Origin of the sequence: Sutterella sp. (assembly GCF_030539355.1) — a bacterium.
Classification (GTDB): domain Bacteria; phylum Pseudomonadota; class Gammaproteobacteria; order Burkholderiales; family Burkholderiaceae_F; genus Sutterella.
In genome coordinates this window covers 1-17,923 of sequence record NZ_JAUNSF010000061.1, presented here as the reverse complement: position 1 = coordinate 17,923, position 17,923 = coordinate 1, and the positions used below count along the sequence as shown (strand labels likewise).

Genomic DNA, 17,923 nt, shown 5'->3' with positions numbered 1-17,923 from the left:
TGGTGCTTTTTTGCGAAAAACTAGTTTGGATGAAATCCCTCAAATAATAAATATTATAATCGGAGATATGAGCATCGTGGGCCCAAGGCCAGCATTATGGAATCAAATCGATTTAATTGAAGAAAGAGATAAATATGGTGCTAATAAAATTTTACCAGGTTTGACTGGATGGGCTCAAATTAATGGAAGGGATGAATTGCAAATCGTAGAAAAAGCACGGTTTGATGGGGAATATGTCGAGAAATTTGGGTTTTTGATGGATTTAAAATGTTTTTTTGGTACAATAGGTTCAGTATTAAGTTCTAAAGGTATTGTTGAAGGTGGACCTTCTAATCTTCACAATAATTGTCAAACTAATATTAATATTGAAAAAGATATAAAAACAGGAGTAACCGTCTCGATTATATGTTTGTTATTGTTTTGCTTCATTCTATTTTTAATTTTTAAATATTAACTCAATATATCAATCAAATACGACGGTGCTCGTGTACCGTCGTATGTTGATTGATTTAAAATATTTCTATTATATTATTTAGTTTAAACTATGACTAATTTTTCTTTATTTGATAATAAGGTTTTAATGATTACGGGTGGAACTGGTTCGTTTGGTTCCACAGTTCTAAAACATTTTTTAGATAGTAATTTATCTGAAATAAGAATCTTTTCACGTGATGAAAAGAAACAGGATGATATGCGTCATGAATTACAAGCAAATCATCCTGAACACGCTTCGAAAGTGAAGTTTTATATTGGTGATGTCCGTAATATGCGATCTGTTGAAGATGCAGTTCAAGGCGTCAATTATATTTTTCATGCTGCAGCTTTAAAACAGGTTCCATCTTGTGAATTTTTTCCCATGCAAGCCGTTGAAACAAATATTATTGGTACAGATAATGTTCTTCATGCGGCTATATCTGCAGGGGTCGAAAAAATTGTATGTCTATCAACAGACAAAGCCGCTTATCCCATTAATGCAATGGGAATTTCCAAAGCTATGATGGAAAAAGTTATTGGGGCTAATGCTCGAGTTGCTGCCGGTAAAACTACTATTTGTTGTACTCGCTACGGTAATGTGATGTGCTCTAGAGGCTCAGTCATTCCACTTTTCATTGATCAGATTCGAGCTGGGAATCCTGTGACCATCACTGACCCGAGTATGACAAGATTCCTCATGAATCTTGATGAAGCTGTTGCCTTGGTGATGTTTGCGTTCGAACATGGTGAACCTGGAGATCTCTTTGTTCAAAAGTCTGATGCCAGTACTATTGGCGATTTGGCTAAGGCTGTTCAGAGGTTATTCGGCGATACCGGTACTCGTGTTATTGGTACCCGTCATGGAGAAAAACTGTTCGAAACCTTGATGACGAATGAAGAATGCATGCGTAGTATCGATATGGGTAATTACTATAGAGTTCTTCCTGATGGTCGTGATCTAAATTACGACAAGTTCTTTGTGGATGGACAAGTTCATACGATGGCGAGCGACGCTTATACAAGTCACAATACACATCGTTTGGATGTAGATGGAACTGTTCAGAAAATTTTGACAACGGACTACGTTCAAAATGCTCTAGCAGAAAATAAATAAAAAAGTGCCGAGGTCTATATGAAAATTTTAGTGACTGGTTCCAAAGGAATGGTTGGAACCGCTTTGGTTGCAAATTTAAAAAATTTAAGAGATAATAAAAATCGAACCAGACCTAATTTAAAAATTGATCAAATCTTTGAATTTGATAAAGACTCCAAAATCGATGATTTAAATCTCTATTGCAGTCAATGTGATTTTGTTTTCAACTTGGCAGGAGTAAATCGTCCAAAAAATAATTCAGAATTTTTTGCTGGTAATTTTGGTTTTGCATCTACCTTATTGGCTACTCTTAAAAAATTTAATAATAAAGCACCAGTGATGCTTGCATCTTCAATACAAGCATCACTGGTCGGTCGATATAATAATTCTGACTACGGCAAGAGTAAACTTGCTGGAGAAAACCTTTTTTTTGAATACGGAAAGGAAAACTGTGTTAAAGTCGCTGTTTATCGATTTCCCAATTTAATGGGTCACAGTCGCCCGAATTACAATTCAGCTGTATCTACATTTTGTAATGCGATTGCTAATGACTTACCTTTCACTGTAAATGATCGCAGTTCCAGAGTCGAATTGCTCTATATTGATGATTTGGTGGAAGGGATGTTTGACCTTTTAGAAGGTAAGGAAAAACATTGTAATTATGATGGTGTAAAACCGATTGAATGTAACGATGGTAAATTCTGTTATATTCCTGATACTCACGATGTTTCTTTAGGTGAAATAATTGATTTTCTCAATGAATTTAAAACCGTTCCTACAACACTTTTGATTCCAAAAATTCCATCTGGTAGCTTTGCTAAAAAACTTTATAGCCTTTATCTTACCTACCTTCCAAAAGATAAATTTAAATTTCCGCTTAAAATGAATATAGATGATCGCGGAAGTTTTACTGAATTACTTCATACTTTGGATTGTGGTCAAGTCAGCGTAAATATTAGTAAACCCGGAGTAACTAAAGGGCAGCATTGGCATAACTCTAAATGGGAGTGGTTCATTGTTGTTTCTGGTCATGCACTCATTCAGGAAAGAAACATCAATACTGGTGAACAGGTGGATTTTGAAGTTAGTGGAGATAAGATTGAAGCAGTTCAAATGATTCCTGGTTGGACGCACAATATAATTAATTTATCTGATAGTGAAAATCTTGTTACTGTGATGACTTGTAATGAGATTTTTAATCCTATCAGACCTGATACTTTTTTTGAACCTGTTTGATTTATATCTATTTTATGTCTGAAATTAAATTTGATTACTCTGATGTAAAGTTTAACAATAATGGTAAGTTAAAACTTTTAATTATTGTTGGAACTAGACCAGAAATCATCCGTCTTTCGGCAGTTATTAATAAGGCGCGTAATTATTTTGATACGATTTTGGCTCATACGGGTCAGAATTTTGATTATAATCTTAATGGGATTTTTTTTGAAAATTTAAAAATTAATCCTCCTGAAGTATATATGAATGCCGTAGGCAATGACCTCGGTGCCACCGTAGGAAATATTATAAATTGTTCCTACAAATTGATGGCTGCAATTAAACCGGATGCTTTGCTCATTCTTGGTGATACAAATTCCTGTTTGTCAGCGATTCCTGCTAAACGACTTCATATTCCAATCTTCCATATGGAAGCAGGTAACCGCTGTAAGGATGAGTGTTTACCTGAGGAAACTAATCGACGCATCGTTGATATCATTTCTGATGTCAATCTTGCGTACAGCGAACATGCTCGGAAGTATCTGCATGAATGTGGTCTGCCTAAGGAGCGAGTGTATGTGACAGGCAGTCCTATGGCGGAAGTATTGCGTGCTAATTTAGCGGAAATCAGAGCTTCAGATATTCTCAATAAACTCGGGCTGCAGAAGAAGAAATATTTCTTATTGTCTGCTCACCGAGAGGAAAATATTGATACTGAAAAGAATTTCATTTCGCTATTTTCTGCTATCAATCGGATTGCAGAAAAATATGATATGCCAATATTGTATTCTTGCCATCCGAGATCACGCAATCGATTGGCTGCCTCTGGTTTTAAACTTGATAGCAGAGTAATTCAGCATGAACCGTTGGGCTTCCATGATTATAATAATATTCAAATGAATGCCTACGCTGTAGTTTCTGATTCTGGTACACTTCCTGAGGAATCAAGTTTCTTTACTTCGATTGATGAATCGTTCCCTGCAGTTTGTATTCGCACTAGTACTGAACGTCCTGAGGCGTTAGATAAGGCTTGTTTTGTTCTCGCTGGTATTGATGAGAAGAGTTTGCTTCAGGCTATAGATACAGCGGTTCTTCTTAATGATTCGTCAGACTATGGACTTCCAGTTCCTGATTACATTGATGAAAATGTAAGTACTAAAGTCATTAAAATCATTCAAAGTTATACTGGAATTGTTAATAAGATGGTCTGGAGAAAGTGAACTGATTGAATTTATGACTTCGTATTTCTTCAGATATAAATTAAATGCGTAAGTAATCTGCGATGCTGATGTTTTCTGATACATCGCTTTTACTTAAATTCTTTTATTATATTTTGGATTTACGTTCATTTTATCTATATCTTATACTCTACTTATAATAGACTATTAAATTAATCATGAACGTCGTCATACTCGCCGCAGGCATGGGAAAGCGCATGCGCTCGCGTCTGCCCAAGGTGCTCCAGCCCATCGCCGGACGCCCCATGCTTGACCATGTGCTTGCAGCCACGGAGGGTCTCTCTGAATCTCCCCGCGTTGTCGTGGTCGGCCACGGCGCCGATGCCGTGAAGGAGCATCTCGCAGGCGCCGAGGGCGTCACCTTTGCGCTCCAGGAGCCGCAGCTCGGCACGGGCCATGCGCTCCGCCAGGCGCTCCCCGCGCTCAATCCCGCCGACCCGAAGACGATCGTGTGCCTCGGCGACGTGCCGCTTCTCTCCCGCGTGACGCTTGACCGCATCAACGCCGAGGCTGCCTCGAGCGACCTCGTGCTCCTCACCGTCAATCTCGACAACCCCACGGGCTACGGCCGCATCCTGCGCGATTCGACCGGCAACGTCTGCGCGATCGTCGAGGAGAAGGACGCGACGCCTGAGCAGAAGCTCGTGCGCGAGGTGAACACCGGCATCATGTGCCTGCCGACGGCGAAGCTGGAGAAATGGCTCTCGAGCCTCACGGCCGGCAACGCCCAGGGCGAGTACTACCTCACCGACGTGATCGGCCTCGCCGCGGGCGAGGGCTGCCGCATCACGACCGTCCAGCCGGACCACGTCTGGGAGGTCGAGGGCGTCAACTCCAAGGTTCAGCTCGCCGCGCTCGAGCGCGTCTGGCAGCGTGCGCAGGCCCAGCGCCTCCTCGAGGCCGGCGTCACCCTGATCGATCCCGCCCGCATCGACATCCGCGGGTCGCTTGAGTGCGGCCGCGACGTCGAGATCGACGTGAACTGCGTCTTCGAGGGCAAGGTGAAGCTCGCCGACGGCGTGAAGATCGGCGCGAACTGCGTCATCCGCGACGCCGAGATCGCCGAGGACACGGTGCTCCTGCCCTTCTGCCACATCGAGGGCGCGAAGGTCGGCAAGGGCGGCCGCATCGGACCGTACTCGCGTCTGCGCCCGGGCGCGGACTTGGCCGGCGACAACCACATCGGCAACTTCGTCGAGGTGAAGAAGTCCCAGGTGGGCCTCGGCACCAAGATCAACCACCTCACCTACATCGGTGACGCGGAGATCGGCGCGGGGACCAACATCGGCGCCGGAACGATCACCTGCAACTACGACGGCGTGAACAAGTTCCGCACGAAGATCGGCAACGACTGCTTCATCGGCTCGGGCACGCAGTTCGTCGCCCCGGTCGAGGTGGAGGACGGAGCCACCATCGGCGCCGGGTCGACCATCTCGCGCAGGGCGCCCGCCGGAAAGCTCACGCTCGCCCGCGTCCGCCAGACCACGATCGAAGGCTGGACGCGCCCCGTCAAGCTCAAGAAATAATCCCAAGTTCCCATTCCAACGCCCGGACGGCATCGAAGCCCGGGCGTAACCGTTTTCAAGATCCACGAGAGAGAAGAGAAAGGCCTATGTGTGGAATCGTCGCCGCGGCCAGCAGCCGCAATGTCGTGCCGTTGCTCCTTGAGGGGCTTCGTCGTCTTGAGTACCGCGGGTATGACTCCTGCGGCATCGCCACCGTTGACGAGGACGGACTGAAGCGCGCACGCAGCACCGCACGCGTCGCGCAGCTCGCCGAGGAGGCCGACAAGGCCGGTCTCAACGCCGTCACCGGCATCGCCCACACCCGCTGGGCCACGCACGGCGCCCCCGAGGTCTGCAACGCGCATCCGCACTTCTCGCGCGACACGATCGGCCTCGTGCACAACGGCATCATCGAGAACTACGAGGAGATCCGCGAGCGCCTCAAGGGCCAGGGCTACGTCTTCTACAGCCAGACCGACACGGAGGTCATCGCGCACCTCGTGCACTCGAACTATCACGGCGATCTCCTGAAGGCCGTTCAGGAATCGATCCTCGAGCTGCGCGGCAGCTACGCCATCGCGGTCATCTGCCGTGACGAGCCGCACCACATCGTGCTCGCCCGCCAGGGCTCGCCCCTCGTGCTCGGCGTGGGCGACGGCGAGATGCTCGCCGCCAGCGACGCCATGGCCGTCGCCGGCGTCACCGACCGCATCGTTTACCTCAACGAAGGCGACGTCTGCGACATCACCCCGGACCACTACGACGTCTACGAGCGCAGCGGCCGCGTCTTCGTGCCCGCCGAGCGCGCCGTGCGCATCGTGCAGGCCTACTCGGGCGCCATCGACCTCGGTCCCTACCGCCACTACATGCAGAAGGAGATCTTCGAGCAGCCGCGCGCCATCGGCGACACGCTCGAGGGCGTCGTCGGCATCACGCCGCGCCTCTTCGGCGAAGGCGCCGAGGAGATCTTCAAGGGCGTCTCCCGCGTGCTCTTCCTCGCCTGCGGCACCTCCTACTACGCGGCGAGCACCGCGAAGTACTGGATCGAGGCGATCGCCGGCATCCACTGCGACGTCGAGATCGCGAGCGAGTACCGCTACCGCATCTCGGTGCCCGATCCCGACAGCCTCGTCGTGACGATCTCCCAGTCGGGCGAAACCGCTGATACGCTTGCAGCATTGCGCCATGCGCGTGATGAGCTCGGCATGACCCGTACGCTAACGATCTGCAACGTCTCGACTTCGGCGATGGTGCGCGAGAGCAAGCTCGCCTACATCACACGTGCGGGCGTCGAGATCGGTGTGGCGTCCACCAAGGCCTTCACGACGCAGCTTGCCGCGCTTTACCTTCTCACCCTTACCCTTGCAAAGGTCAATGGGCGTATCACTGAAGCTCAGGAAGCTGAGGAACTCAAGAAGCTCCGTCACCTGCCTGCGGCGCTTTCCGCCGTGCTTGCTCTTGAGCCGCAGGTGATCGCCTGGGCCGAGCGCTTCACGATGAAGAGCCACGCGCTCTTCCTCGGCCGCGGCGTTCACTTCCCGATCGCCCAGGAAGGCGCGCTGAAGCTCAAAGAGATCAGCTACATCCACGCCGAGTCCTACCCGGCCGGTGAACTCAAGCATGGCCCGCTCGCGCTCGTCGACGAGTCGATGCCCGTCATCGCCGTCGCGCCGAACGACCGCCTCGTCGAGAAGCTGAAGAGCAACCTCCAGGAAGTCCGCGCCCGCGGCGGTGAGCTCTACGTCTTCGCCGACGCCGACACGAACATCACCACGGATGATCGCACGCACGTGATCCGTCTCCCGGAGCACATCGGCATGCTCTCGCCGATCCTTCACGTGATTCCGCTCCAGCTCCTCTCCTACCACGCGGCCATCTGCCGCGGAACGGACGTGGACAAGCCCCGCAACCTCGCCAAGAGCGTGACGGTGGAATAAGCGCTCCTGAAGCCACTTGAGAGTGAAGGCCCTGCCAGTCATGTCGGGGCCTTCGCGCCTTTTACTCGTCAGCATCCGCACTTATACGCATGTTCAGGGTGTGAACTGCCTCAAATCAGCGTCTGTCTATGAGCCTGATAGAATTGGATGCGCCTAAAATTAAGTAAATCCCCGTAGTTTTCTTGTCCGCAGCAGTCCCCGGGCGCGGCAGTCAACCCTTCGTCGTCAGACATGCCCTCTCATTCCCTTGAAATGACCTTCACCTCCGACAGTTCCATCATCCCGTCCGCATCCCGCTCCCAGCTGATGCCGGGCTGGGCCGATCCTGTCACGGTCGAGGATCTTTCCAAGCTCCGCCGCGAGATCCACCGCACGCCCGAGCTCGGCTGGTCCGAGTTCATTGCGACGGCACGCCTCGCGCGAGCCTTCGCTGCCGCCGGCTTCTCGCTCACCTACGGACCTGAGTTCATCTCGCCCAAGTACGTGCGAGCCCGTAATCCCGAGCTCGTTGAGGCAGGGCGCCTCTATGCGCTCCAGAGCGGCGTCCCTCAGGACATGATCACCAAGATGGGCGAGTACCCCGGCCTTATCGCCCGCTGGGACACGGGCCGTCCCGGACGTACAGTTGCCATACGTATTGAGCTGGATGCACTTGCCGTTGAGGAACCTGAGAACGAGGCCCATCTCCCGTACCGCGAGGGGTTCTCGTCCATGCGTCGCGGCATGATGCATGCCTGCGGTCATGACGGTCATCAGGCGGTGGCGATTTCGCTCGCCAAGTTCATCCAAGCGAACTCCGAAAGGCTCACCGGCCGCATTCTCTTCATCTGCCAGCCGGCGGAGGAGGGCTCCCGCGGCGCCTACCCCATCCTGCAGTCAGGCGTGCTGAAAGGCATCGACGTGCTTTTCTGCGGTCACATCGAGCCGGATCTGGAGAGCGGCACGGTTGTTGCGTCGCCCACGAAGCTCCTCTCCACTACGAAGATGGACTTCGAGTTCACGGGCCGCGCCTCGCACGCCGGCTCCCACCCGCAGACCGGCCGCAACGCACTCCTTGCAGCTGCGAACGCAGCCATCAACATCATGGCGCTCCCTCGTCACGAGGAAGGCATGACCCGTGTGAACGTCGGTCAGCTCCACGCCGGCGAAGGCCGAAACGTCGTTCCGTCCCACGCCTGGATGGAGATCGAGGTCCGCGGCGAAAACGGCGAGGTTAACCGCGACCTCGCGGCCGAGGCACTGATGCGTGCCCAGGGCGCGGCGATGAGCTTCGGCGTCGAGTGCCGTCACAGGATCGTGGGCGAAGCGATCGATTTCACCCCGGACGCGAGCCTGGCGCAGATGATCACCGTCTGCGCCCGCCGCGCCCGCAACTGCGACCGCGTTATCCCGTCCTGGCCCGTGAACGGTTCGGACGACGGCACGCTCTTGATGCGCCGCGTGCAGAAGCAGGGCGGCAGGGCAGGGTACTTCCTCGTGGGCGGTGCCATCGAAGGCACGGCAGTCAAGCCAGCCGTCGATTTTGACGAACGCGCGCTCGTCACGCTCTACGACACCTGGACCAACCTCCTCGTGGCGCTGCTCGGCAAATGGAGCTGAACGCTCACTCACATCTCCCTGATCCCGCCGAAACACGACCAACCCCGCGCCCCGGAACCCCACAGCTCCGGGGCGCAGTGCGCTTCGGCCCCTTCTCGTTCTTCACCTCCACCCTGTCTGCACCTCCGCAGCCATCGTCCCCGGCAGACAGTTCGCTGACAGCCCCCGCTCAGGTCACAGGAGGCACATTCCACGGAATCAAGCCGCCTCCGCTCAATGGCACCTCCCGCGGACGGTAAGGTTGGCGAAATATTGCCCGGGTATAAATCCGGGCATTCAGTCCGCCGCACCCGTCGCCGGCCGGGAGTGTCTCTCTTCACGCTTCTCACCATGAAGCCAAGAGGAGCAGATCAGTCCGCCGGGACCCTTGACGAGACCTCAGACGGGGAGGGCGGGGGATGTTCTACCAGAGAAGGATCAGAGAGAAAAATGCTCAAGACTACGATCGCCGCCGCCCTCGCGCTTGCCCTTGCCTCCGGCGCCGCCATGGCCGAGTTCAAGGACTTCACCGTCAACGGCGAGCTCATCACCAAGGCCCAGCAGGAGGCGCTCGCCGCCGAGGCCATCTCGAGCAACCCCAACCCGCATGAGATGATCGCCAATCCTCAGATCGAGGAGGAGATCCGCCAGATGATGATCGAGCAGACCGTCATGGGCGCCTATGCCCGCAAGCAGGGTCTCGACAAGCTCCCCGAGGTCGAGGGTGACATCCGCCGCGCGACGAACATGGTTCTCGAGAACCACGCCGTGCGTGACTTCCTGAAGAAGAACCCCGTCACGGAAAAGGACCTTGAGGCCCAGTACAAGCAGGAGGCCGACCGCTGGGGTCCTGAGGAGTACCGCGTCCGCCACATCCTCGTGAAGACCGAGGCCGAGGCCAAGACGCTCCTTGAGCAGATCAACAAGGGTGCCTCGTTCGCCAAGACCGCCGCCGAGAAGTCGCTCGACGAGGGCTCCAAGGACGTGGGCGGCATCCTCGACTGGCAGTCGCCCTCCGTCTACACGATGGAACTCGCCAACGCCATCCGCGGCCTCAAGAAGGGCGAGACCGCCAAGGCCCCCGTTCAGTCGCCCGCCGGCTTCCACATCGTCAAGGTCGAGGACATCCGTCCGGCCGAGCTCTTCCCGAAGTTCGAGGACCGCAAGGAAGACCTCCGTCACCTCCTCATGCAGCGCAAGGTCCAGGGCTTCATTCACGAGCAGATCCTCCGCGCCGACGTGAAGGATGTTCCCGCGAAGTAATTCAATCTTGAAAGCCTGAGAGCGGCCGGGAGACTTCCCGGCCGGTGAAACGGGCAAAAGAAGAGCGCCGTCCTGCGCCGCGCACCGGAAGGGTCCTCTGAGGATCCTGCAAGGCAAGCGCGGGAGCCGGGCGACGTTTTTTATGCACCGCGCCCCGTGAGTCAAAAGCGAAGGAAAGGATTCCGGGGAGAAGGAGATCACAGACGTGACAGCGGAAATCGGGCATTTCGCCCTTGTTGTGGCGCTCGTCATCAGCGCGCTCGGCGGCGTTCTGACGCTCGCCGGTGCGCAGACAGACCTGCGCAGCTGGATGCGCACGGGACCGGCCGCGGCCGTCTCGCTCGCGCTCACCGGCACCATCGCGATCGGCGCGCTGGCGTACGGGTTCGTGACGAGCGACTTCTCAATCCTCAACGTCGCCCGCAACTCGAACGACGCGCTCCCCTGGGAATACAAGCTCGCGGCCGTCTGGGGCTCGCACGAGGGCTCGATCCTCTTCTGGGTGTCGACTCTAACCTGGTGGATCCTCGCGGTGGCGATCTCGGCGAGAAGGCTCCCCGAGAAGGTGCTCGCCCGCATCCTCGGCACCCTTTTCCTCGTCGCCTTCGGTCTCTATCTCTTCATCCTCACGACCTCGAATCCGTTCCTGAGGCTCTTTCCTCCGGCGGAGCAGGGCGCTGACCTGAACCCGCTCCTGCAGGACCCGGGGATGATCTTCCATCCGCCGCTCCTCTACTTAGGCTACGTCGGCTTCGCGGTTCCGTTTGCCTTCGCCGTCGCGGCGCTCCTCGGGGGGCGTCTGGACGTCGCCTGGGCCCGCTGGATGCGTCCCTGGACCACCGTGTCGTGGGTGCTTTTGACGCTGGGTATCTCGCTCGGCTCCTACTGGAGCTACTACGAGCTCGGCTGGGGCGGCTGGTGGGCCTGGGATCCGGTGGAGAACTCGTCCTTCATGCCGTGGCTCACGGGCACGGCCCTGATGCACTCGCTCGCCGTCACGGAAAAGCGCGGTGCGTTCAAGATCTGGACGGTGTTCCTCGCGATCCTGACGTTCTCGCTTTCACTCTTGGGCACCTTCCTCGTCCGCTCGGGCGTGCTGACGTCCGTCCATGCCTTCGCGAGCGATCCGACGCGCGGCATGTTCATCCTGATCTTCCTCTCGATCGTGATCGGCATCTCGTTCCTGCTCTTCGCGTGGCGCGCGAGCTCCGTCGGCACGGTCTCGACCTTCTCGTGGTGCTCGAGGGAGTCGCTCCTGATGAGCAACAACCTGCTCCTCGTGGTCGGCATGGCGATCGTCCTTCTCGGCACCCTCTATCCCTTGTTCCTTGACGCCGTGGGCGGCGGCAAGATCACCGTGGGCGGTCCGTACTTTGACTCGGTCTTCGGCTCCTCGATGGTCCCGCTCTCGCTCATCCTTCCCATGGGCGCGGTCTGCGCCTGGCGTCAGCATGACCCGGCGAAGCTCGGCCGCTTTCTCGCCCCTGCCTTCATCCTCGCGGTCGTGGCTGGCATCGCCACGCCCTTCATCCTCGGCCGCTGGGATTGGGTGACGGCCCTGGGTGCCTTCCTCGCCTGGTGGATTCTCTTCGGCGCCATCACCGACTGGGTGCGCTACGCTCGCACGGCCCGTGCGCAGAAGCGCAGCGTCTTCGGTCAGACATTGCCGTGGTGGGGCATGCATCTCGCCCACATCGGTCTCGCGATGCTCATCCTCGGCGCCGTCACCGTGACGGAGTTCCAGGTCGAGCGCAACGTGACGATGAACCCGGGCGACCAGGTCACCGTCCGCGACGTGACCTTCCGCTACAACGGCTGGGTCGAGTACCGCGGTCCCAACTACACGGCCGCCAAGGGCTCGATCTCGGTGCTCGATGCCGCGACCGGCTCGGAGATCCAGCTCCTCGAGCCCGAGAAGCGCAACTACGACTCGGTCACCAACATGTCGATGACCGAGGCCGCGATCATGCACCGTCCGCACGAGGACGTCTATGTGTCGCTCGCCACCCCCACGACGGACGGCAACGGCTGGGTGGTCCGCGCCTATGTGAAGCCGCTCGTGCTGCTGATCTGGATCGGCACGCTCTTCATGAGCCTGGGCGGGCTGCTCGCCTGCCTCGAGCGCCGCAGGAAGACGAGGGAGGACTGAAATGCTTGAGATGAATAAATTCCTTGTGGGCGCCGCCGCCCTCGGGATCCTCCTCACCGGGATCACCGTCGCCGCTCCCGCCTCGGCCGCCGAGGATGCTCCCAAGATGGGCTCCGTCATCGCGACCGAGAAGTCCCGCTCGGCCTCGGCCTTCATGGATGCCGCCGGTCTTGCGCAGCAGGGCGGGGCCCCGGATTTCGCGGCGCTCGCCCCGAAGGAGGCCCGTCCCTCGGAGTTCGATCCCGAGGCGAACCCCCGCGTCTATGAGATCAGCACGCAGCTGAGGTGCTTGGTCTGCGCGAACGAGACGATCGCCGAGTCGAACGCCCAGCTCGCCATTGACCTCCGCCGCGAGGTCGCCGAGCAGGTGAAGGCCGGCAAGACCGATGACGAGATCATCGGCTTCATGGTCGACCGCTACGGCGACTACGTGCTCTTCAAGCCGCCCTTCAAGGCCAAGACCTATCTGCTCTGGCTCGGGCCCGCGGTCTTCTTCCTCCTCGCGCTCTGGGGGATGCTCCGTGTCGCCGCGAACCGCCGTGCGCAGAGCGCCGCCCGCAGGAAGGAAGCCACGCCCGAGGCTCTGGAGGAAGCGAAGCGCCTCTTGCGCGGAGAGCTCCTCTGGCAGTCCGGGAAGATCGTCCCGAATCCGAGGTACCGCGCCCCGGCCGCTCAGACGGCTGATGCAGGAGAGACGAAATGAAGTACGAAATTATTTTCTGCGTCTTCGCCATCCTGCTGATGGCGTCCGTGATCGGACTCTTCGCCTGGCGTCTGCTCTCGGGCCGTTCCGACCCGACGCGCGAGTGGCAGAGGACCGAGGAGAACCTGGCTGGCCTCAAAGACGAGTACGAGCGCAACCGCACGCTTCTTGCCGCAGGGAAGGTCACTCAAAAAGAGTTCAGCGAGCGCGAGGAGGAACTTGCGCTGCGCGTGATCGAGGAGACCGCCTCCGAGGAGACGACCGCCGCGAAGAAGGACTCGGAATCCTTCCCGCTCCTCACGGCCGCGGCCGTCGCGATCATCATCCCGGCGACTGCGATCGGTGCGTACCTCTGGTACGGTGACTTCTCCGCCTTGGACGAGAAGGCGATCGAACAGGTCCGCATGACCCGCGAGCGCGTGAACTCCCAGCGCAACATGGCCGAGACCGTGCAGTCGCTTGAGGCCTCGGTGCAGAAGAACCGTGACAACCTCGAGGCCTGGGAGATCCTCGCCGAGCAGTACAACGCCACGGGGAACCTCTCGCAGGCACAGATGGCCTACGAGAACGTCACGCGCCTGAACCCGAAGAACGCCAACGCCTGGGCCGAGCTCGCCGACATCACGATCGCGATCGATCCCTCGCAGCTCGTCCGCGCGGGCGAGATCGCCGCCAAGGCCCTCGAAATCGATCCCTGGCACCAGAAGGGCTTGATGATCGGAGCCGCGGCCTCGTTCGAGAAGGGGGACTATGCGCAGTCGGCGATCTACTTCGAGCGCCTGAGGAAGCAGATCCCCGAGGGGAACGAGGTTTATGACGCGCTCACCGCCCAGATCGAGATGACGCTGCAGGCGGGCGGTCTCTCGGCCGTTCCGCCTGATCCGGTCGGGGCGAAGCCCGAGAGCGATCTCGACAAGATGATGAAGATGGGCGGCGGCATGACCGCCGCGCCCGAGAGAGGGCAGGACGGCGTGGGGCTGAATCCCCTGCAGCGCTGACCAGCTTCTCCCGCGAAATCTTCGTCACCCAATCAGGCCTCCGCACCGGGCGAGTCATAGCCGATCCCGCCCAGTCCGGAGGCCGACCTGTCTTCGGATCCGGAACTGCAGGGGCTCCCGTCCCCGGCGAACAAAGTCAGAGGTGGGAGAGGGCGGCTTCAGGACAAAAAAATCCCGGCCGAGAGAATCCGGAACGGCCGGGTTGTGAATAAATCTGTTTGTGAGTCCGGGGCAGGTTTCACAAAATTCGCTGCCCCGGACGGGCAGGGTGTCTGAGTGGTTACAGGTTCTCAGGCACCCTGAGGCTTTCAGTGATCCCGGGGGATCAGAAGAAGCCGCGCTTCTGCTCGGAGAGGCTGACGTAGATGTTCTTCATCTGCGAGTAGTGCTCAAGGATGACCTTGTGCGTCTCGCGGCCGATGCCGGACTTCTTGTAGCCGCCGAACGGGGTGTGAGCCGGCAGTTCGTTGTAGGTGTTGACCCACATGCGGCCCGTCTTCACGCCGCGGGCGACGCGGAAGGCACGGTTGATGTCGCGCGTCCAGACAGCGCCGCCGAGGCCGTACTCGGACTCGTTGGCGAGTTTCAGAACCTCGGCCTCGTCCTTGAACTTCACGACGCAGGCGACCGGCCCGAAGATCTCCTCCTGGCAGACGTTCATCGTGTTGACGCAGTCGACGATGAGGGTGGGCTTCATGAAGGCACCCTTCTGGCCCGGGATCTCGGCGCGCTCGCCGCCCGTGAGGACGCGAGCACCTTCCTTCTTGGCTTCCTCGACCCAGCCGAGGATCTTCTCAAGCTGACGCTCGTTGACCTGCGAGCCCATCTGCGTTTCCATGCAGAGCGGATTGCCGACCTTGACCTTCTCGAAGGCCTCGGCGAGCGCGGCGACGAACTTGTCGTAGATGCCTTCCTGCACGAAGATGCGGGAGCCCGCGCAGCAGACCTGGCCCTGGTTGAAGAGGATGCCGATCTGAGCGCCTTCGATCGCCTTGTCGAGCTGGCAGTCGTCGAAGTAGATGTTCGCGGACTTGCCGCCGAGCTCGAGCGTGGCGGGGATGATCTGCTTCGCGGCGGCGAGACCGACGTCACGGCCGATCTCGGTCGAGCCCGTGAAGGCGAGTTTGTCAAAGCCCGGGTTGTCGAGCATCGCCTGGCCGGCGACCGAGCCGCGGCCGCTGATGATGTTGACGACGCCCGGCGGGAGGAACTCGTTGAGGATTTCGCCGAGGACGTTGAGCGAAAGCGGCGTCGAGGACGAGCTCTTGATCACGACGGCGTTGCCGGCGGCGATGGCCGGGGCGATCTTCCAGGCACCCATCAGGAGCGGGAAGTTCCAGGGAACGATCTGGCCCACGACACCGATCGGCTCGCGGAGGATGATGGAGAGCGTGTTCTCGTCGATCATCGTGGCCTCGCCCTCGTCGGCGCGGATGCAGCCGGCGAAGTAGCGGAAGTGGTCGGAGGAGAGCGGAACGTCGACGAGCGTGGTCTCGCGGATCGGCTTGCCGTTGTCGAGCGTCTCGACGGTGGCGAGCTCGGTCGCGCGTTCATCGATGCGGTCGGCGATCTTCAGAAGGATGGCGGCGCGCTCCTGAACCGACTTGGCGGCCCAGGCGGGCTGGGCGGCACGGGCGGCCTGAACGGCTGCCTCGATGTCGTTGGGCGTGGCGTCCGCGCAGGTGGCAAGACGCTCGCCCGTGGCCGGGTTGTACGTCTCGAAGGTCTTGCCGCCCTCGGCGTCAACCCACTGGCCGTTGATGAGAAGGCCGTAGCGGTCCTTGATGTAGTTCGTCATGAGAATATGGCTCCTTCCGTGGACTTGTGGCGGAAGCGGGTGCGCTTTAGGGCTGGAACTGCCTTTCTTCGGAGGAGGTGTCACGGACCTGGGGCTTTCGGGAACACTAAAGTCCTTGTGCGAGGGCCTCCTCTCTGGAGTTCACGCGCTCGCTTGTTGACTTCAGATTAAGCAAGGTCGGGGTCGCTGCGGAATACGTCAGAAGGAGGTTTTTCCCTTCCAAAAGAACTAGTTCTTTCGTATACGTTCCCTCATAGGTATGTCCCGGGTAATGGATAACCCGTCAGGGTTTACCCTTAATTTAATCCGTCCGAAAGGAACCTATACCTCCAAGGGGATATTTAAACTAATCAAAACGGCTCCTATCGTTTCGATAGGAGCCGCACTATTCGTTCAGCAGGGAAGGAGGTCGGATCAACCGTGAAAGTGATTCTCAGTCCCGGTGAAGGCCGCAGGGAGCCTTCTCAGAGGAAGGTGCGCACGTGGCCCTGCATCTCCGCGAGGAGTTCCTCGGGCGGTACGGTGACGAGCTCGATTGTGCGGGGCTTCTCCGCGCCGAGGAGCGTCAGAAGACCGGCAGGTGTGTCGAGGAACTCGAGGGCTATTGACTTGTCGTCCGGATCCACCGCCTCCAGGCCGCGGTTCCAGCGGACCTCGGCCTCGGGATCGCGGGCGTACTTCATCATGCGCTCGTCGTCCTCGGGGGAGGCTGCCGCCGACTTGCGGTCCTCGCCGTTCATCTTCTGCGCGGACTCGATTGCACCCCAGGCGGCGAGGAAGGCTTCCTCGGCCTTTGCCTCGTCGGTGGCGAAGAGGGCGGCGAGCTCGCGGGAGAAGCCGTTTCCGAGCGCGAACTCCGCGAGGTCGGTGAGCCGCGGATGACGACGGCGGGTTTCGAGATCAAGACCCATCGGGTGCTTCGAGAGACTGACTGCAATGCCGGCTTCCGTATGCGCGATGGCGAAGCGTCCCGCGCTCCTGCCCTCGAAGTCCGCGAGACGCGGCCCCTCGGGAGGCTGCTCGCGCAGGAAGAAGGAACCGTTGACTGCATCGGATGCATCGTTGGCCAGCCGCTGCGCGAGCACGCGGCCGAGCAGGCTCTGCTGCCGGCGGACGGGATGTGCGAAACGCTTGAGCCTCGCCCGGGTGGGCTCAGGGAGGAGCGCGGCGAAGGCATCCTCCATCGACTGCGGCAGCGCCTCTCCCGAGAGCGGCAGGATCAGGACCGCGGCTCCCTCGGGCGGCTCGAGCTCCGGGGCATCGTCATCGATGTCGATGCCGAAGGGATCCTCGAACTGCGCGGCGAAGAGCCGCTTGATCTGCGCACGGGTCTCTTCCCGCGTGTTCCATCGGGCGGGCTGGGAGAAGACAAGTTCCGGGAGCGCGAGTGGCATGGTGCTGGGGTTCCTCAAGTCAGAAGAAGGTTGGGAGCGCAGGAAAATTCTATTCAATGTCCGGTTCCGAGGCGCGCGATCCGGCCGTCGGCTTTGCCTCGCGCCTCCCGAAAGGCCAAAGCGTTCGGCTGCCGGACCCGGGCTGCCGCCGTACATAACAGGCCGGCGCGCAGCGCCGGCGGGAGATCCCCGGGCACGGCAAGGCCGGGGCGAGCTCCCGCGAGCGGCATACCGGTCCCCGCCCGGTTCTTCCCTTCCCGGGGACAAGCGCACACCTCCGGTCATGGAAGTCTTCCGGGGCCCAAGGCACCAGGACTCTCCTGCGCGGTCTGCCGGCACTTCGGAAACGACTTTTCTGAGCGCAGCGAAGACACTTGGTCGGGGAGGCGGCGAGGCGAACCGGCTTGAAGGGGGAGTTTAGGAGTCTCCCGTGAAAAAGCCGTGACAGGATATGAGCGGAGGCACAGGGGAAGAGGAGGGCTCAGGCGGGTTCAGGCTGGAAGAAGGAACTTCGCGTAGGATTAAGCTGTAACTCTATGGCCGTTAGGGAAGCGAGGAGACTCCCCTAACGGCTTGTA

13 protein-coding genes are annotated in these 17,923 nt (G+C 57.9%); 11 read left to right on the top strand and 2 right to left on the bottom strand.

Going from position 1 to position 17,923, the window contains the following annotated elements:
• From Q4F91_RS09070 to ccmI, 11 genes are all read left to right on the top strand, one after another.
• Positions 1–454 (top strand): sugar transferase (locus Q4F91_RS09070; protein ID WP_303336917.1); only part of this gene is annotated, 454 nt, incomplete at its 5' end.
• Between the two features lie 90 nt (positions 455–544).
• The gene (locus Q4F91_RS09065; protein ID WP_303336914.1) at positions 545–1,588 is read left to right on the top strand and encodes a polysaccharide biosynthesis protein; all 1,044 of its coding nucleotides are present in this window, start codon (positions 545–547) and stop codon (positions 1,586–1,588) included.
• A 30-nt stretch (positions 1,589–1,618) separates the two neighbouring features.
• Positions 1,619–2,803, top strand: coding sequence for an NAD-dependent epimerase/dehydratase family protein (locus tag Q4F91_RS09060; protein ID WP_303336912.1), 1,185 nt, complete (start codon positions 1,619–1,621; stop codon positions 2,801–2,803).
• A 14-nt stretch (positions 2,804–2,817) separates the two neighbouring features.
• On the top strand, positions 2,818–4,002 hold the full coding sequence (gene wecB, locus Q4F91_RS09055) for a non-hydrolyzing UDP-N-acetylglucosamine 2-epimerase (RefSeq protein WP_303336909.1): 1,185 nt from the start codon (positions 2,818–2,820) through the stop codon (positions 4,000–4,002).
• A 176-nt stretch (positions 4,003–4,178) separates the two neighbouring features.
• Positions 4,179–5,546 carry a bifunctional UDP-N-acetylglucosamine diphosphorylase/glucosamine-1-phosphate N-acetyltransferase GlmU gene (gene glmU / locus Q4F91_RS09050; protein WP_303333796.1) on the top strand — a complete coding sequence of 456 codons (1,368 nt, stop codon included), beginning with the start codon at positions 4,179–4,181 and terminating at the stop codon, positions 5,544–5,546.
• Positions 5,547–5,632: 86 nt separating this feature from the next.
• Complete coding sequence (gene glmS, locus Q4F91_RS09045; protein ID WP_303336907.1) at positions 5,633–7,462, top strand: glutamine--fructose-6-phosphate transaminase (isomerizing); 1,830 nt, start codon at positions 5,633–5,635, stop codon at positions 7,460–7,462.
• Between the two features lie 252 nt (positions 7,463–7,714).
• Positions 7,715–9,061 (top strand): amidohydrolase, encoded by a 1,347-nt coding sequence (locus Q4F91_RS09040; RefSeq protein ID WP_303336904.1) that lies wholly within the window; start codon positions 7,715–7,717, stop codon positions 9,059–9,061.
• Positions 9,062–9,490: 429 nt separating this feature from the next.
• On the top strand, positions 9,491–10,303 hold the full coding sequence (locus Q4F91_RS09035; protein WP_303336902.1) for a peptidyl-prolyl cis-trans isomerase: 813 nt from the start codon (positions 9,491–9,493) through the stop codon (positions 10,301–10,303).
• Positions 10,304–10,508: 205 nt separating this feature from the next.
• Entirely contained in the window at positions 10,509–12,452 is a 1,944-nt protein-coding gene (locus tag Q4F91_RS09030; protein ID WP_303336900.1) for a heme lyase CcmF/NrfE family subunit, read from the top strand.
• Position 12,453: 1 nt separating this feature from the next.
• On the top strand, positions 12,454–13,155 hold the full coding sequence (locus Q4F91_RS09025) for a cytochrome c-type biogenesis protein (protein WP_303336897.1): 702 nt from the start codon (positions 12,454–12,456) through the stop codon (positions 13,153–13,155).
• Positions 13,152–14,153, top strand: coding sequence for a c-type cytochrome biogenesis protein CcmI (gene ccmI, locus Q4F91_RS09020; protein WP_303336894.1), 1,002 nt, complete (start codon positions 13,152–13,154; stop codon positions 14,151–14,153). Before Q4F91_RS09025 ends, ccmI begins: the two co-directional genes overlap by 4 nt.
• Positions 14,154–14,478: 325 nt before the next feature.
• On the opposite strand, the gene Q4F91_RS09015 is transcribed toward ccmI, so the two are convergent.
• Together Q4F91_RS09015 and Q4F91_RS09010 are read right to left on the bottom strand one after the other, a co-directional pair.
• Complete coding sequence (locus Q4F91_RS09015) at positions 14,479–15,951, bottom strand: aldehyde dehydrogenase family protein (RefSeq protein ID WP_303336892.1); 1,473 nt, start codon at positions 15,949–15,951, stop codon at positions 14,479–14,481.
• Positions 15,952–16,415: 464 nt separating this feature from the next.
• Complete coding sequence (locus Q4F91_RS09010) at positions 16,416–17,345, bottom strand: 4'-phosphopantetheinyl transferase superfamily protein (RefSeq protein WP_303336891.1); 930 nt, start codon at positions 17,343–17,345, stop codon at positions 16,416–16,418.
• Between the last annotated feature and the right edge of the window lie 578 nt (positions 17,346–17,923).

Coding starts and splice junctions, on each gene's coding strand:
- Q4F91_RS09065 (WP_303336914.1), top strand. CDS start 545: ATGACTAATTTTTCTTTATTTGATAATAAGGTTTTAATGATTACGGGT.
- wecB (WP_303336909.1), top strand. CDS start 2,818: ATGTCTGAAATTAAATTTGATTACTCTGATGTAAAGTTTAACAATAAT.
- glmU (WP_303333796.1), top strand. CDS start 4,179: ATGAACGTCGTCATACTCGCCGCAGGCATGGGAAAGCGCATGCGCTCG.
- glmS (WP_303336907.1), top strand. CDS start 5,633: ATGTGTGGAATCGTCGCCGCGGCCAGCAGCCGCAATGTCGTGCCGTTG.
- Q4F91_RS09040 (WP_303336904.1), top strand. CDS start 7,715: ATGACCTTCACCTCCGACAGTTCCATCATCCCGTCCGCATCCCGCTCC.
- Q4F91_RS09035 (WP_303336902.1), top strand. CDS start 9,491: ATGCTCAAGACTACGATCGCCGCCGCCCTCGCGCTTGCCCTTGCCTCC.
- Q4F91_RS09025 (WP_303336897.1), top strand. CDS start 12,454: ATGCTTGAGATGAATAAATTCCTTGTGGGCGCCGCCGCCCTCGGGATC.
- ccmI (WP_303336894.1), top strand. CDS start 13,152: ATGAAGTACGAAATTATTTTCTGCGTCTTCGCCATCCTGCTGATGGCG.
- Q4F91_RS09015 (WP_303336892.1), bottom strand. CDS start 15,951: ATGACGAACTACATCAAGGACCGCTACGGCCTTCTCATCAACGGCCAG.
- Q4F91_RS09010 (WP_303336891.1), bottom strand. CDS start 17,345: ATGCCACTCGCGCTCCCGGAACTTGTCTTCTCCCAGCCCGCCCGATGG.